This window comes from Methylophaga sp. UBA2012 (assembly GCF_002335235.1).
GTDB lineage: Bacteria > Pseudomonadota > Gammaproteobacteria > Nitrosococcales > Methylophagaceae > Methylophaga > Methylophaga thalassica.
In genome coordinates this window covers 260,930-277,978 of record NZ_DDCG01000002.1, presented here as the reverse complement: position 1 = coordinate 277,978, position 17,049 = coordinate 260,930, and the positions used below count along the sequence as shown (strand labels likewise).

Here is a 17,049-nt window from a genome sequence, read left to right as displayed (position 1 = left end):
ATACAGCTCCAGAACCGGACCAGCAGGCCTTAAAACTCTTCCCACTCATCACTTTCTTGATGATTTGACATGACCTGACGACTTGCTGTTTTTGCTGTCGCCATCGACTCCGGCCTTGCTTTGATGGCTTTTACTTCTTTTCTTGGTGCCGCAGCATCAGCTAATACAGCACGTTGTTTGGGGGATGCCTGATCAGAATCTGTTTTGAAGAACATCATCATTTCTTCCAGATGCTTCCCTTGTTCATCTAAGGATTCACTCGCCGCAGCCGCTTGCTCTACTAACGCTGCATTTTGCTGCGTCATTTCATCCATCTGAGTCACTGCCTGATTAACTTGCTCGATACCTGATGTTTGCTCTATACCTGCAGCAGCGATTTCAGAAATAATGTCCCCAACCTTTTTCGCTCCCTCTACAATTTCTTCTAAGGTTTTGCCAGATTCATTGACTAAAACAGAACCTTCCCTGACTTTTTCACCACTGTCATTAATCAGCTCTTTAATTTCTTTTGCCGCAGCGGCTGAACGCTGTGCCAAGTTACGTACTTCTGACGCAACCACGGCAAATCCACGGCCTTGCTCACCTGCTCGAGCCGCTTCAACAGCTGCATTTAATGCCAGCAAGTTAGTTTGAAAGGCGATTTCATCAATAACACCAATAATATCTGCAACGCGCTTACTGGAAGTGCTGATTGCTGCCATCGCTTGAATGGCCTCCTGTATGACGCTTCCCCCTTTTTCAGCCTTACTCCTTGCATCCACGGCAAGCTGGTTAGCCTGACGAGCATTGTCGGAATTTTGTCTGACGGTACTGGTGAGCTCTTCCATACTCGCTGCGGTTTCTTGCAGTGAGGAAGCCTGTTCCTCTGTTCGCTGACTTAAATCAGTATTACCTTGCGAAATTTCACTCGCTGCAGAAGAAATGCTGATCGACGCTTCAATGATGTCCTGCACAATGGATGAAATTTTTGTAATTGAACCATTCACCGCTTGCTGAAGTAGAGCAAACTCGCCCTCAAACTCACCATCCATTAGCTTGGTGAGGTCACCTTGTGCCAATGCATTCATCACGGTGGATGTCGATGATAAAGCTTGTTGAACGGCAAACTGTAAGTGTTTTTGATCAGTAATGTCTGAAGCGTATTTAACAACTTTATAAGGCTTACCATTTAAATCAAAAATGGGGTTATAGCTGGCTTGTAACCAGATATCTTTTCCATCTTTTCCAACACGTTGATATTCTCCGGCATCAAACTCACCACGATTGAGTTTTGCCCAAAATTCTGCATACTCAGGACTTTTTGCTAACTCAGGTGTAGCAAACATACGGTGATGTTTACCCACAACCTCCTCACGATGATAACCGACAGCATTGAGGAAATTATCATTCACGCTACGTATGGTGCCGTCCATATCGAAACTGATTACACCCATTGCTTTGTTAATGGCAGAAATTTGACCTTCAAAATTGGCGCGCTGCAATTTTGTTTCTGTAATTTCCGTTGCAAATTTAACGACTTTAAAAGGTTTGCCATTGATATCCAGAATAGGATTGTAGCTAGCTTGCAGCCAAATTTCCTTACCACCTCTGGCAACCCGTTTATATTCACCACTATCAAATTCGCCACGGTTTAATTTTGCCCAAAACTCAGCATATTCGACGCTTTGAGCTAATTCAGGCGAGACGAACATTCGATGATGCTTCCCTACGACATCTTCACGACTATAACCCACTACTTTGAGAAAATTATCATTCACATCAATGATGGTACCGTCCAATTCAAAACTGATGACCCCCATCACTTTATTCAAGGCATCAAATTGGCCATGAATATCAGCATTTCTCAGCTTCTCTGCGGTGACGTTATGCCATTCGAGCATATTGCCGATGTAGTTGCCTTCTTCATCCATCATTGCCGTGACATTCAGCCTGAAAGCCAGTGGTCCCACTTTAATATCAGCCTGATGTGGCAGATTATCAGGATTACTAAGCATTTGCCTTTGATGAGCTGGATTTTTATGAAAAAGATCAATGTTGCTGCCAACCAGACCTTTGACAGAGAATCCAGGATAGACCGATTTTAGCGTTTCTTCATGCTCACCCAGCATGTTTAGTGTTGATTGGTTGGCGTACGTAATAATGAAATCTCTATCAATCATCATCACAGCCGTTACCGCATTATCAAGCGCATTGGCTCTATTTAGGATTTCTTTATCAGCTTTTTGATTAACAGCCATGTCTCTCTCCTCCACGGACTCTTCATCCGTCGTCATTTTTTTAATAACGCTATCCAGTGTTTCATTCCAGGCTGAAGCAACAGCTTGTGACCAAGCAGATTCAGCATATTTTTCCAGCACAGTTAGCAGGCAATTTTTAACGGCCTGGTAATCCGCCTCTTTCACTCCATATGAAACATGGCGTTTACCTAATTCTGTCAAATAACTGTCCAGTAGAGCTGGATGACGCAGGTTTTGTACCAACAGTACTATCGCTGCTAATAATTTTTTCTGTTGCCCCTGTTGTGACACACCACTAAACAAGCGCTGTAACTGTGGTTGTGATGCAAAAAGTTCACTATAAAAATCAGCAACCAATAGTTCACCTTTAGCGGCGATAAAAGTAAAACTCTCCTCCACTAACTCTATAGGTGTTTTTTCAGGAAGTTCAGTCTCCGTAGATGACTCAACCTCAGCCGCCTGTTTTGTTTCATTAGCATGCACACTTTGAGTCGACGTTTGACTATCAACCGTTAACCAGGCGAGCGGGTCGTTACCCATGACGTTTTTACTCTTGGCCATCAGCCGCTCTCCTGTTTAATACATCGCTGGCCAGAGTGAAATAATCCTCCGCACCAGCACTTTTTTTCCGATAATCAAAAATTGTTTTACCAAAACTTGGGCACTCAGCTAGTGCAACATTTTCACGAATAGGGGTAAACAACACCCTGCCTGGGAAATATTTAAGCACTCGTTTGCGAACCTCAGCGGTCAATTTCCGACGTAATTGCATACGGGTCGAAACCAGCCATAATCGAATGCGATGTCCTGAAATTTCCTCTGACCGTTTTAAAATTTGCATCATACGAGATAACCCTTGTAGTGACAGATAATCCCCTGACACAGGAACGATAAGTTCGCTAGAAGCAAACATGGCATTGACACCAAGTAGCCCTGAAGAGGGTGGGCAATCTATCAAGACAAAATCATAAGCCGATAACGAGGACTCCTCGATTGCTTTTCGTAGTCGGTGACCACGTTCAACACCACCCTCGTTGATATGTTCAAACTCATTCAAGCGCGGTCCCGCAGGTACTAGATCCAAGTTATCCCTGGCCTGGTGCTTGACGACATCAATCGCTTCACCCTCAAGTAAAACAACATCAATTCCTAGTTGCTGATTATCCAGGCCCAGGCTTGTCGCCACTTGTCCCTGAGGATCCATATCGATCAACGCCACTTGTTTGCCTTGCAAAGCAAGTGCGTGCCCAAGATTAACGGTGGTAGTGGTTTTCCCCACCCCGCCTTTTTGGTTCATAATGGCAATTACACGAACATGGCCAGTAGTCATCAGCCTACCTGCTCTACACTGAGTAATTTATCGATATCCAATAACATCAGCATATATTCATCGTTACTGGTGATGCCTTTTATAAAACTGGTGTCGACGACAGTGCCTAAGTCAGGTGCGTTTGAAATCATTTGAGGGTCCACGTTCTGCGCCTCTGATACCGCATCAACCACAATACCGACAACACGATCAGTGATACCTTCTACTTTCAAAACGACAACCACTGTTGTTTTTGTGTATGGATTAAAAGGCATTTGAAATAACAATCTCAGATCAACAATTGGCACAATCACGCCACGAAGATTCAACACTCCGCAAACATGAGCAGGCGTATTTGGAATCGGCGTCACATTATCCCAGCCTTTAATTTCCTGAACCCGTAGAATTTCAACGCCATAGTGCTCATCTGCAAGTTCAAATGTGAGGTATTGCTGCGCACCATCATCGACACTATCAACAACATCAAGAATATCGAGTATTTCGTTTTCTGTAGTGATTTCAGACATCGCTCAAGCCACCTTTCCTGATGAGTTCTTTTTGACCTGAGAAGGATCTCTATGCATTGCCATTAATCCTGGAATATCCAGAATCAAAGCGACGGTACCATCGCCTAGAATCGTTGCACCAGCGATACCTTTAACTTTGCGGAAATTGGTCTCCAGGCTTTTGATAACCACTTGCTGCTGTGCCAACAACTCGTCGACAAATAACCCCACCTTATAATCTTCACAGTCAACAATCACCAGTAAGCCAGCCTGCAAATCCTCTATGCCACCCTCTACATTGAAAACATTCGTCAGCCTGATTATTGGCACATACTCATCACGTATTTTATAGAGCTCGCCTTTACCCGTTACTCTGTTGACTCTACCCGCTTCGACTTCAACTGACTCAATAATCGAAATCAATGGAATAATGTACCGTTGATCGGCAACTTGGATAATTTGACCATCCATAATGGCTAAGGTTAATGGCAATCGAATAGTAAATGTAGAACCAATACCAGATTCCGATTTGACCTCAACAGCACCACCTAAGCTATTAATATTTTTTCTAACCACATCCATTCCAACCCCACGACCAGATAAGTCGCTGACTTGGTCTGCTGTAGAAAATCCTGGTAAGAATATGAGTTCGTGTATTTTTTCTGGGGAGAGTGTTTCGTTCGGATCAACTAAACCTTTCTCGATCGCTTTATTTAAAATTTTGTCTTCGTTTAGACCGGCCCCATCATCACTTATTTCAATGACAATATTGCCACCCTGATGGTAGGCATTAAGTTTTAGCGTGCCGGTTTCAGATTTATTAGCAGCTCGACGTTTTTCGGGTGTCTCCAAGCCGTGATCTAATGAATTGCGCACCAGATGAACCAAAGGATCACCTATTTTCTCCATCACTGTTTTATCAAGTTCAGTTTGCTCTCCGCTCAGAACTAACTCGACTTGTTTTCCCAACTTACTGGTCATATCGTGCACCAGCCGAGGGAAACGGTTAAAGACAAAACTAATAGGCAACATGCGAATTCGCATGATACTTTCTTGTAGCTCACGGGTATTACGTTCTAACTGTTCAAGACCATCAATCAACTGAGGTAGCATGTTGATATCAAAATTCTCGCCAATCTGCCCCAGCATTGACTGAGTAATCACTAACTCACCAACAAGATTAACCAGTGAGTCAACTTTATCTGTGCCAACACGAATAGAAGCATCCGGAGTCACGGCTTTCTTTTTAGGCGAAACTTCATTTTTTTTCGGTGTGAGATGATCAATCTCAGCTGATGTTTTGAGTTGGGCTTCAGTTGCACTTGGCGATGGAACTTCGGGTTCGACTGTTTCACCCTCCGTCAGTGAACTAGGAGGAATCATGGGCTCATGGATATCAATCTGTTCAGATTCATGTGCCGACAGAGCAGGCTCGATATCAGGCACATTTTGTTCAAGCCGCTCAATACTCAGCTCACAATCACCATCCACCCACTCAAAGACTTCGTTTATCGCTGCTTCATCAACGTCACCCGATAAAGTCAGTTGCCAACTCAAATAACAGATTTCAGGATCAAGATCGGTAAACGGAGGTAGCTCCTCCTCATTCACCTCAACAGATAACGCCCCCAACTCCGCTAATTCACGGAACATCCGAATAGGTTCATTTCCCGTCTGGAGCATATGAGATAGAGGTTTGAACTTAATCAGCCACGTTTGAGTTAATGGCTCTGATGCGCTCACATCCGCATCAGAAACCTCATCCATTACCTTGTCGACGTCATCAGACGTTGAACCTAGTAAAATTTGCTCAAGCGCCTTTGATACTTGTTTGACTTTTTCTGTATCTACCTCTGAACTATCTTGAACAGCTGTTAACATTTCACGTAGTGTATCTACAGCTGAAAGTAATGTTTCAATCACATCATCCGTTGCTTCGCGTTCGCCATTACGAATTTGATCAAGGAGGGTCTCTAATCCATGTGTAAACTCAGAAATATTGCTAAAGCCAAAGGTGCCAGCCCCTCCTTTAATGGAGTGTGCGGCACGAAAGATACCATTGACCGTATCATCATCGATTTCTCCCTGCGACATGCTAAGCAAGCCACTTTCCATAATATCGAGACCTTCGAAGCTTTCTTCGAAGAATATGCTATGAAACTGGGAGACGTCGATGCTCATATGATTAACCCAAGACTTTTTTCACCGTTGCTAACAGCTGTTCAGGATTAAACGGTTTAATCAGCCAGCCTGTTGCACCAGCAGCACGACCCTCTTGTTTCTTTTCTGGTCCGGCTTCAGTTGTTAGTACGAGTATAGGAATAAACTTAAACGTGGATAATTGGCGTAATTGACGGGTTAAAGTCAAGCCATCCATTACCGGCATATTGACGTCAGTAATGACCAAATCAAAAGACTGTTTTTGAGCTATATCCAGGGCCTGTTTACCATCATCTGCTACGGTGACTTTATGTCCGGCACCTTGCAAAGTGAAGGTGACCATTTGCCGCATTGAGGCAGAATCATCGACTGCGAGAATATTAGCCATAACAAAAAAGCTCCTTCTTTAATATTAGTTTTTATATTTTATTGTGCGTAAAATGCTTTGATACCCAATCTATCGACAGCATCACAAAAAAGTTGACTGGGATTTGACCAAATGACAACCAGCCCCTGAAGTTGAGCATCACGATAGAACGCATAGAAAAGTTGAATGACCGCTGTATCGATACGTTCAATTTGACCTAAATTAATTTGAATAGCCTGGCCTTCAGCCATCGCCATTAACAGCTGCGCATATATATCTGCAACCTGTGCGATCGTGACCGATTCAGCACAGTTTATTTCGGAAATCGAGTCAGCCATTTTTCTATTCCTTCTATTTCCCTCGGCTATAGCGTCTCAGCTTTATCTTGGCTGATTCAACTTCACTATGCCTTTTACATGTTTTACTGGTATCGGCCTCTTTTCAAAAAAAATTATCTTAATTTTGCAACTATTGAAAATTAGGTATTTATTTTATTTATTTCGGTTTCTCAGCCATACACCGTTTGTGTGCTCATCCGCTTCGGCTTGTTCTCTTTTTAATTGTTTTTTGAGCTCTGTGGCTTCATACCGTGCCATTAAGGCATCAATAGCCTGCTCCTTATTTCTGGCTTGCAACCACATTTTTTGTTGGCGCTCGACTTTTTCATTAGCTGATTTGACTTGTGATTCCTGGCTGAGAATAGCTTGGTCTAATTTAGCTAAAAAGCTTCTCAAATCGAGTGCTTTTTTTGCAGTCATCACCATAGGATCAGCCTGTCGAAAGCGCGAGAGATACTCAGCCCGGTATTGAAGGAGATCATCCAACTGGAATTGCTCCTGTTGAAGTAAGGCATTTTGTTGACCAAGTTTTTGTAACTCGGACTCTGTTGCTTTCCGAGCCATTTCGATAACAGGATCAAGTTTTCGACTACGACTCATTTATCAACTCCACGCTGAGCAATAATATTAAAAACGGCGAGTATTACCATCCATTAGCATCGGTGTCTGTGCCACATTCTGCTGTTGGTTTTGTAATTGATTTCTTAACTCAAGTACTTGCTTCAATCGCTGATCACTTTGTTGCCAGTTAACCGCTTCATTCATGCCTTGTCTCAACAATTGCCTTAAGGCTGGGAACATGGCAATGGATTCATCAATGGCAGGATCACTCCCCTTACTATAGGCGCCTACACTAATAAGATCTTGGTTTTGTCTATAAGTAGAGTAAATCTGCTTGAATTGCTGTGCTTGTTTTAAGTGTTCATCACTTACAATATGTGGCATGACACGACTTATTGATGCTTCTACATCAATCGCAGGATAGTGTCCCGACTCGGCCAGTTGTCTTGATAAAACAATATGCCCATCTAATATGGCCCGAGCCGCATCTGCCACAGGGTCCTGCTGGTCGTCACCTTCCGTTAATACAGTATAGATAGCCGTAATAGCTCCACCGTCAACAGCTCCGTTGCCAGCGCGTTCAACCAATTGCGGTAACAATGAGAATACTGAAGGTGGATAACCTTTCGTTGCCGGTGGCTCACCAATCGCCAAGGCAATTTCACGCTGCGCCTGAGCAAAACGAGTCAAGGAATCCATTAATAATAAAACCTGCTGACCTTTATCCCGGAAGTATTCAGCAATGCTGGTTGCCAGCATGGCACCATGCAGTCGCATCAAGGGGGAATGGTCAGCGGGTGAAGCGACAACAACGGATCTTGCCATGCCTTGTTCACCGAGAATATCTTCAATAAACTCTTTGACTTCCCGGCCACGTTCACCAATCAAGCCAACTACGATAACATCGGCCTCAGTAAATCGTGTCATCATGCCTAACAACACACTTTTACCAACACCACTCCCTGCAAACAGCCCCATACGCTGACCCCGGCCAATACTAAGCAAGGCATTAATACTCTGTACACCAACATCGAGGTGTTGACGAATAGGTGATCGCGCCAACGGATTAACCGGTTCGCCGTGTAAAGGCACCTTGTCATGAACTCTTAATGGACCTTTACCGTCGAGTGGTTTGCCTGCACCATCCACCACCCGACCAAGCATGGCTTCACCGACAGGTACTAGAGAATCGCTTCGTACAGGCCTGACTTTAGCGTTAGGAACTAGTCCACGCATATCGCCTGTGGGCATCAAAAAGGTTGTTTCACCTGAAAATCCGACCACTTCTGCTTCGATGGGCTTTTGTCCTTTGCCAATAATCTCACAGCGGCTGCCAATGGGCACCTGAAAGCCAACGGCTTCGAGCGTTAATCCGACCATTCTGGTCAAACGTCCTTCAATTAAAACACTTTGTTCATCATCCGTATCCAATCGTTGTTGATATTGCATCAACTTATTTTGTAATCGGGATTGACGCTCAATATTACTCATTGTCAGCATCTCTTTCATCACCAAGCACTTTATTGATGATGCTGTTCAGCCTGGACTCGACCGTGGCATCAACGCTGGTATCAGAATTTTCTAAGCGCAGACCACCGCGAGTGAGTAAAGGATCTTCTATCCATTGATATTTGTCTGAATCGTGTTCTAGAGATAAACCTTTTTGGATAATATGCAGATCGTCAGGATGAACATAAATTTTGAGTTGACGGTCACTGATCGGCAAGGCTTCTAAAGCCGCCCGCATAGCGCCAATAACGTGTTCAGGTTGATGCTTTAACTCCCTGCGAACAAGCTGCCGCGTCATGGTAATGGCCAGGTTAACTAAATCTTTTTCCAGAATCTCATCTAATTCTGTCAGTGGCTGTTGTAAGGTATTAAGCATCTGCTGAAGCTTTTCGACTTGCAACTGAATATCTTTCAGTCCTGCTTCCTGACCATCGGCAAAGCCAGCCTGGTGACCTTCTTCATAGCCAACTTTGTAGCCTTCTTCCTGTGCTTGTTGTTGTAATGCCTCAATGGCTTTCACATCAAGCACTTGTGGAGCGTCCTTATCATCCACATCCGTCACTGCGACCATTCTTGGCGCTTCCCAGCGTTTTATGGCATCAGCAATTTCATCCGCAGATAAGACATCGGCTTGTTTGGTAACAAGCGTGTCATCAGACGAAGTCATCACCTGCACCTCCGCCTAGCATAATTTCGCCTTTATCAGACAAGCTTCGTGCTGTAGCAAGAATGGCTTTTTGCGCTGCTTCTACATCGCTTAAACGAACAGGCCCCATCGCTTCTAAATCATCACGCATCATTTCACCTGCACGTTGTGACATATTGCGTAGGAATTTCTCTTTCAATGCATCATCAGCACCTTTTAATGCCAGCTGCAATTGATCGGTCTGAATCTCACGCATCAATGTTTGCATGCCACGATCATCGACATCGATAAGATTTTCAAAGACAAACATAAGATCTTCGATATTCTGTCCAAGATCGGGCTCGCTCTCTTTGATTTTTTCCATGATGGCCGCTTCAGAAGTGCCATCAACAAAGTTAAGGATATCTGCCGCTGTTTTCAGTCCACCCACCATCGTTGATTGTGCGCCTGCAGCACCACTGAATTGTTTTTCCAGAATTTCGTTAAGTTCTGTCAAAGCAGAAGGTTGAACACCATCGAGTGTCGCAATCCGTAAGATAATATTCGCCTGATCCCTTGATGGGAATTGCGACAAAACACCTGCCGCCTGGTCTGCATCCAGAAAGGAACAGACAATGGCAATGATCTGTGGATGCTCAAGACGAATGATTTCGTAAATCCCTCTGGCATCCATCCATTTGAGCTGTTCCAGACCGTTAGTGTTACTGCCAGATAAAATACGATCTAATAAGCTGCCAGCGCGGTCTTCACCTAACGCACCCACCAGCATCTTACGAACATAATCATGAGAACCAATACCAAGACCTGTTTCTTGTTCAACAGTGGTCACAAAACTGTTTAAGACTGATTGGACTTCTTCTCGCGTCACGTTTTGTAACGTCGCCATGGCCTGACCGACTTTCTGTACCTCTTTCGGCCCCATATGTTTCAGTATTGCTGCCGCTTCCTCTTCACCTATAGAGCGAAGAAAAACAGCTGCTTTTTCCGTGCCTGTTAGTTTTCTGACTTCTTCTGCCATTAGGCATCACCCGCCGTCCAGTTTTTGACTACTTGCGCTACGAGCGCAGGGTCTTGTTGCACTAAACTTCGGACATTAGATAGTTGTTCTTCCATCTTCTCCGAACCAGTGGTCAGTTTAGCAATCTCTTCACCACTCTTGCTACTTCTGGCTAAAACTTCTTCCGGCGATAAATTTTCGTCATCATTTTCAGAGACAGGGACTTTGGTCATATCTCTGAATGCGGGACGGATAACACCAAAGATAAGGAACAGAACCACCAGTGCTCCACCGACTTGTTTTGCTAAATTCCAAACCCAAGGTTCTTCCCAGATAGGTTTTTCTGGCAAGGCTTCAATCGCTTCAGGAGCCATAAATGGGGCATTCACCACATTTAGACTGTCGCCACGTGCTTTACTGAACCCAATAGCATCCATTACCAGCGCATTAATGCGTGTCATTTCTGACTCTGACAGCGGCTGAGATGTCACATTACCTTCAGCATCAACGCTGCGTTTTTCATCAACGAGTACAGCCACGCTCAACTTTCTAACATTGCCCGGTGCCATGCGGGTATGGCTGATCGTTCTGTCTAGTTCAAAATTACGTGTTGTACTTTTTCTGCTTGAACCAGGTGTTGTGGTTGTCGTTGTTGCCTCTTCACCATTTGCCGCATTATCTGGGGCCGTTTGTTCCGGCGCAACACCACCACCAGGCGGTTGATTACTGAGAGCTCCTGGTACACCAAATGGGCCACCATTACCAACACGCTCTTCTTCCTGAAGCTGTTCGCTTCGGACGGCTGTCATGTCTGGATTGTAACTTTCATGCGTTTGTTCAGACATTGTAAAGTCAATATCTGCCACGACTTGAGCACGAACACCGCTCATACCGACAATCGGAGACAGAATATTCTCGATACGATCAATATAGATCTGCTCAACTTTACGGGTATATTCAAGCTGAGTATCACTCATTGCAACACCGGCAGCCCGCTCTGGTTGCGTTAACAAATTACCGCGCTGATCAACAATCGTCACATCGGCATTTTTCATATCTGGCACACTGGATGCGACCATGTGTGTGATGGCAGCGACCTGAGATTGATCCAATGTTCTGCCTGCATATAGATGCACTACAACGGAGGCGGTGGGATCTTTACGATCACGCACAAAAACAGACTGTTTGGGAATCGCTAAATGCACACGCGCACTTCTGACATTATTTAGTTCGGCGATAGAGCGGGATAACTCTTCTTCCATGGCGCGCTGATAACGGGCCCGCTCAATAAACTGGCTGGTGCCAAAGCCTTGATCCTGATTGAGCATTTCCATGCCTAATGCAGCACTTCTGGGCAGCCCTTCTGCAGCCAATTTCATACGCAACGTCTGCAGGTCAGCCGCCGGTACTAACACCGCCCCGGTGGTTGGATCTAATTTGTAATCCACATTCATTTGCTGCAAAACATCGACAACTTCAGAAGACTCCGCCGGCGCCATATTACCGAACAGCACTTGATAAGACGGCGTTTGTGACCACATCAGCACATAACCACCGACAGCAATACTGGCAGCAATAGCTAATAAAAATAGAACCTGCTTAACTACAGGTTGTCGTGAAATATTAGCTTGCATGGCGCCCAAAGCCGTCGTTGGTCGGGCTGCCGGCATATTAGCTTGAGGGCCGGTAGTAGCAGGTGCGTTTTCCATATATTGTCTCTACTCAGAAATGTTCGCCGACTAAATCGACATACGCATAACTTCTTGATAAGCCTCAATCAGCTTGTTTCTGACTTGTAAGGTAGCTTCAAAAGCCACACCGGCTTTTTCTGATGCAATCATGACATCAGCCAGGTTGACATTCGGATCGCCAAGTTCAAACGAGGTTTTTAAGTCGCCTGATGTTTTTTGCAAATTATTGACTTCACCTATGGCTTGTTTCATCACATTTCCGAAATCAACCCGACCATTGCTTTCAGCATTATCGGCAGAAAGTGGTTGAGTTGCAGGTGATGCCTGAGCTTGCAAAGCTCGCATTTGGGTAAGTAATTGATTCGGATCGATAGCTTTGATCATGATTCTCTGAACTCCGCTTAAAAAATGACGCTGTTAGTTGCTCTATGCAGACTTCTTGCCAAGTTTTTCGGGGATTTCCACCCCCTGCTCACGGAATTTGGCGATCTTATAGCGTAAAGTCCGCTCACTGATTCCCAGCTCTTTAGCTGTAAGTCTTCGGCTACCTTGATATTTTTCCAGCATGTCGAGAATATGACGCTGCTCCTGTGAACGAAGGTCATAACCTTCAAGCACGGGCTTATTATCTGCTTGAACAGGCAAAACGTCTGATTTCACCGTAGTATGCTCCAACTCCTGACCAGAGACTGCCTCGAAAATAATATCCTTAGCCGTAATTGACTGGCCTGATTGCAGTATTAAGGCACGCTGAAGCACATTATCCAATTCACGGACATTGCCGGGCCATGAGTGAGACAACAATCGGGACTGTGCTGCCTCGTCCAACAAAGGCGCTACACGTCGACTGTGACTTGCATGGCGAGTAAGTAATCGATTAGATAGTGGCAAAATGTCATCTATACGTTTTCTAAGTGGTGAAATTTCAAGTGGGAACACATTAAGACGATAAAATAAGTCTTCTCGAAAACGCCCCGCTTTTACCTCGTCGCGTAATGTTCTGTTGGTAGTGGCAAGTACCCTGACATCAAGTGGAATGACTTTTCTACCACCAATCCGTTCAACTTCACGTTCCTGTAATACACGCAATAACTTCGCTTGCAGAGATAAATCCATTTCTGAAATTTCATCTAACAAAATCGTCCCATGGTTTGCTTGCTCAAATTTACCAGCATAGGCTTGACTGGCACCGGTAAAGGCCCCCTTTTCATAACCAAATAAGGTGGCTTCCAGCATATTTTCAGGGATAGCGGCACAGTTAATCGCCACAAAGGGTGCAGAAGCTCGTGCTGAATGTATATGAAGATAACGGGCTAGCACTTCTTTACCTGTACCACTTTCCCCGTTAATTAATACCGTAGCATCACTGTCAGCCACCCGTTTGGCGATAGCTTGCAGCTCTTTAGATGCCTGAGCGTGAGCCACCATATCATCTTCTTCTGTTCCAAGATCACTAATATAGCGTTGCACCCGCTGTAATAACTCATCCGCTTCGAATGGCTTTAATAGATAGTCAGAAGCACCTTGATGCATGGCATCTACTGCACTTTGTACGGTGCCATAAGCTGTCATCATCACGACGGGTAAATCCGGCATCATGGCTTTTGCCCGCTTTAATAAGGTATGCCCATCCATAGGTGACATTTGCAAGTCACTTAACAATAAACCGACAGGTTCACTGGCGATTTTATCTAATGCTGATTGACCATGCTCCATTCCGGTCACACGGTATCCTGCTAACTCAAGTGTGTCACATAATGCTCTACGAAGATTCGCATCGTCCTCAACCACTAAAATATTAGATGGATTCATAACGCAACCTCCTGCGTGACTTCATCTGATGATGAACTTGATGATGTATAAAGAGGGAAAAACATGGTCACCGAACTGCCTTTTTTAGGCTCGCTTTCAATTGTTAAGTGACCTCTATGAGCTTTTACTATTGACTGAACGACGGCCAAACCGAGGCCTGTCCCATTCGAACGAGTAGTATAAAAGGGAGTCAGTACCTGGTTCAGCACTGAAGCAGACATGCCCTCACCATCATCATTAACGCTTATGCTGATACATTGCTCATCTTCTTCGTTGATGGCGTAATCTGCTTTTACTTCAATATGTCCACGCGGCTCAGATGCCTGACGTGCATTGTTAAGAAGATTAGTAATTGCACTAATTAATGCAGATTGGCTGCCATAGATATAGCCATCATTAACACGATTCGAAATGGTCAATCTGACATCACTGCTTTCTACATCATTTTGAGCGGAAAACTGCTGCTCAAGCTGGCTTAATAACTCTTGCAGAGCTACTGGTGAGGGGGCTGCCATATTTCCACGTGAAAAAGATAAGAGATCACGAATCAATTGCTCCATATGAGAGAGACTCTCTTTCACCCGTAATGCAAACCGCTGCTTTACTTGTTCGTCGGCCCCCTCTTTGAGTAATGGAGACAGATAAAGCATCGCAGAAGATAATGGTGTTCTAATTTGATGAGCAAGCCTTGCAGTGACTTCGCCAATGGTGGATAGTCGCTGTAAATGTGACACTTTGCTTTGTAAAGTTCGGGTATCAGTCACATCCTGCAATAAAATGATTTGTCCCGGTTCATGACCTAGCGGGTTGGTTGAGATATGAACTAAACGACCATCTTTCAGTGAAACATCGTGACCATCGCTGGGCTTGGGATCAAAAGCGCGTTCAATCACATTGACCCAGCGTTCACCTGAGAGTGGTTCACCTAGTAAGGATACAGCCGCTTCGTTCGCTTCCTGAATAAAACCAGAGCCATCCAATACAACGACACCAGCAGGAAGAACCGCGAGTAAACGACTATGGCGATTTGCTAATTGGTCAGCCTGAGATGAGGCTTTTTTAGTCTGTTCAGCCGATATATGGCTGACATTAGAAATAGTGCTGAGATCAATGTCTCTTGAAAAGGGTTGTTTTTGGTAATGCGATTTTTGTAAATCATCACCCACCGATAATTTCAGATTCATGTTTCTTGCTCCTACATGCACTATTGCATCGTATTAGAGCTTGAGCAATTACCATGCCCAAATTAAATCTAATTAATTATCAACAAGTTAAACAAATAAACGTCAAAAGTCCGACATTCAGCAATGACACTATTCCGTATCTCTCTGGATACCGTATTTACGCATTTTTTCTACCAAGGTAGTTCTTCGCATTTTTAATTTATTAGCGGCGTGGGCAACCACACCTTCAGCATCGTCTATCGCTTGTTTAATCAATAAATACTCGAGATTTGCCAGGTGCTCTTTCAGGTCAATCCCATCCTCTGGCAGCACCATGTCATCTGAGAGGCTATGCAGGCTATCTGTTTGAGAAGATAGCTTAGGCGGCTGTTTATCCTCAATACTGACCTCAGGCATATTTCTTGGTATATCTTGTTGCGGACTAGCGGTGATGATCGACGTGATTTCTTCTGGGAGGTCATCCCCTTCCAACCTGTATTTATCAGGTAGATCATCAAAATCCACCGTCCCATAAGGGTAGAGAATAACTAAACGTTCAACGACATTGGCTAATTCACGTACATTGCCAGGCCAGGGATAGCGACATAAGGAAGTGATGGCAGCAGGAGTAAGATGGATTGTACCTCTATTCTCATGCTCAATACGTTTAATCAATTCATTGATAAGTAGAGGTATATCCTCCGGTCTATCGCGTAATGCCGGCATTTCAATCGGGAAAACATTGAGACGATAAAATAAATCTTCACGGAAACGCCCATCAGCAATATGCTCTTCAAGATTACGATGTGTTGCAGCAATCACACGCACGTTGGCGGTTTGTGTTTTATTGCTTCCCACTTTTTCATAGGTTCGTTCTTGTAATACACGAAGCAGCTTTACTTGCATCGGTAATGGCATATCACCTATTTCATCCAGAAATAAGGTGCCGCCCTCTGCCATTTCAAAGCGCCCTTTTCTTGATGTTATTGCCCCGGTAAAGGCGCCTTTCTCATGGCCGAATAACTCACTCTCTAATAATTCTCCAGGAATCGCACCACAATTTACCGGTACAAAAGGTTTGTCTCTTCGGGATGAAAAGTGATGTAAATTTCGGGCAACGACTTCTTTCCCTGTTCCAGATTCACCCAGGATAAGTACATTAGCTTCAGAATCAGATACTTGGTCAATCATCCGTTGAACATTTTTTATCAGACGACTGTTGCCAACAAGTGATCTGAATAAATTAGTATCGGCAGAGACTTCTGTTGTCATACCCCGATAAATGGTCGCCTGTTGCAGGGCATTACTCAACTGTGGATATTTTAGCGGATAACGAATCGCGCCGATGGTGCCAGGAAAGCTTATTGATTCGCCTGCAATAGACTCGAGAGTAAATACGGGCACACGCGCTTCATGATTGACCAGTTCCCTAAGCAACTGTTTGGTTTGATTCTGACCACCACAGTCTCCGACGATAGCCATAACCACATCATCTAAAGCATTGACATGCTCAAACCAAAGATCAGGTTCACGTATTACTATCGGTTGGCAGTTTATAAACTCAATGAGTGTGCTCAACATCTCGCATCGGTCATTATCACTTTCTACGACCAATACATTATTTGCACTCATACGCACTCCATCATATCGCTTGATTCTGAACAGGCCATAAGCCATAGGTAATTGGAGTTAAGCATTTTCTAGCAGGTATTGTCAAAATTATGACGGGTTAAATTTAAGCGAGATGTGACGT

15 protein-coding genes are annotated in these 17,049 nt (G+C 44.3%); all 15 read right to left on the bottom strand.

Features of this window, described 5'->3' with window-relative positions; genetic code table 11:
• Positions 1-29: 29 nt before the first annotated feature.
• The 15 genes from B2248_RS03010 to B2248_RS02940 all read right to left on the bottom strand — a co-directional run bounded on the left by B2248_RS03010 (position 30) and on the right by B2248_RS02940 (position 16,928).
• Entirely contained in the window at positions 30-2,798 is a 2,769-nt protein-coding gene (locus B2248_RS03010) for a methyl-accepting chemotaxis protein (RefSeq protein ID WP_273178835.1), read from the bottom strand.
• Positions 2,785-3,567, bottom strand: coding sequence for a ParA family protein (locus tag B2248_RS03005; protein WP_273178837.1), 783 nt, complete (start codon positions 3,565-3,567; stop codon positions 2,785-2,787). Before B2248_RS03005 ends, B2248_RS03010 begins: the two co-directional genes overlap by 14 nt.
• On the bottom strand, positions 3,567-4,073 hold the full coding sequence (locus B2248_RS03000) for a chemotaxis protein CheW (RefSeq protein ID WP_007144631.1): 507 nt from the start codon (positions 4,071-4,073) through the stop codon (positions 3,567-3,569). The genes B2248_RS03005 and B2248_RS03000 overlap by 1 nt, the downstream gene beginning before the upstream one ends.
• A gap of 3 nt (positions 4,074-4,076) precedes the next feature.
• Positions 4,077-6,233, bottom strand: coding sequence for a chemotaxis protein CheA (locus B2248_RS02995; RefSeq protein ID WP_273178839.1), 2,157 nt, complete (start codon positions 6,231-6,233; stop codon positions 4,077-4,079).
• Positions 6,234-6,237: 4 nt separating this feature from the next.
• Positions 6,238-6,600, bottom strand: coding sequence for a response regulator (locus B2248_RS02990; protein ID WP_007144629.1), 363 nt, complete (start codon positions 6,598-6,600; stop codon positions 6,238-6,240).
• Between the two features lie 38 nt (positions 6,601-6,638).
• Complete coding sequence (locus tag B2248_RS02985; protein ID WP_007144628.1) at positions 6,639-6,917, bottom strand: STAS domain-containing protein; 279 nt, start codon at positions 6,915-6,917, stop codon at positions 6,639-6,641.
• A gap of 153 nt (positions 6,918-7,070) precedes the next feature.
• Positions 7,071-7,517 carry a flagellar export protein FliJ gene (fliJ, locus tag B2248_RS02980; protein ID WP_273178842.1) on the bottom strand — a complete coding sequence of 149 codons (447 nt, stop codon included), beginning with the start codon at positions 7,515-7,517 and terminating at the stop codon, positions 7,071-7,073.
• Positions 7,518-7,544: 27 nt separating this feature from the next.
• Entirely contained in the window at positions 7,545-8,969 is a 1,425-nt protein-coding gene (gene fliI / locus B2248_RS02975; protein WP_273178844.1) for a flagellar protein export ATPase FliI, read from the bottom strand.
• Positions 8,962-9,654, bottom strand: coding sequence for a flagellar assembly protein FliH (locus tag B2248_RS02970; RefSeq protein WP_273178846.1), 693 nt, complete (start codon positions 9,652-9,654; stop codon positions 8,962-8,964). The genes fliI and B2248_RS02970 overlap by 8 nt, the downstream gene beginning before the upstream one ends.
• Entirely contained in the window at positions 9,641-10,651 is a 1,011-nt protein-coding gene (gene fliG, locus B2248_RS02965; RefSeq protein ID WP_273178847.1) for a flagellar motor switch protein FliG, read from the bottom strand. The genes B2248_RS02970 and fliG overlap by 14 nt, the downstream gene beginning before the upstream one ends.
• Complete coding sequence (gene fliF, locus B2248_RS02960) at positions 10,651-12,339, bottom strand: flagellar basal-body MS-ring/collar protein FliF (protein ID WP_273178849.1); 1,689 nt, start codon at positions 12,337-12,339, stop codon at positions 10,651-10,653. The genes fliG and fliF overlap by 1 nt, the downstream gene beginning before the upstream one ends.
• A 30-nt stretch (positions 12,340-12,369) precedes the next feature.
• Entirely contained in the window at positions 12,370-12,705 is a 336-nt protein-coding gene (fliE, locus tag B2248_RS02955; RefSeq protein WP_273178851.1) for a flagellar hook-basal body complex protein FliE, read from the bottom strand.
• Positions 12,706-12,747: 42 nt separating this feature from the next.
• Complete coding sequence (locus tag B2248_RS02950; RefSeq protein ID WP_273178853.1) at positions 12,748-14,133, bottom strand: sigma-54-dependent transcriptional regulator; 1,386 nt, start codon at positions 14,131-14,133, stop codon at positions 12,748-12,750.
• On the bottom strand, positions 14,130-15,317 hold the full coding sequence (locus tag B2248_RS02945; RefSeq protein ID WP_273178855.1) for a sensor histidine kinase: 1,188 nt from the start codon (positions 15,315-15,317) through the stop codon (positions 14,130-14,132). The genes B2248_RS02950 and B2248_RS02945 overlap by 4 nt, the downstream gene beginning before the upstream one ends.
• 129 nt (positions 15,318-15,446) lie before the next feature.
• On the bottom strand, positions 15,447-16,928 hold the full coding sequence (locus B2248_RS02940) for a sigma-54 dependent transcriptional regulator (protein WP_273178857.1): 1,482 nt from the start codon (positions 16,926-16,928) through the stop codon (positions 15,447-15,449).
• Between the last annotated feature and the right edge of the window lie 121 nt (positions 16,929-17,049).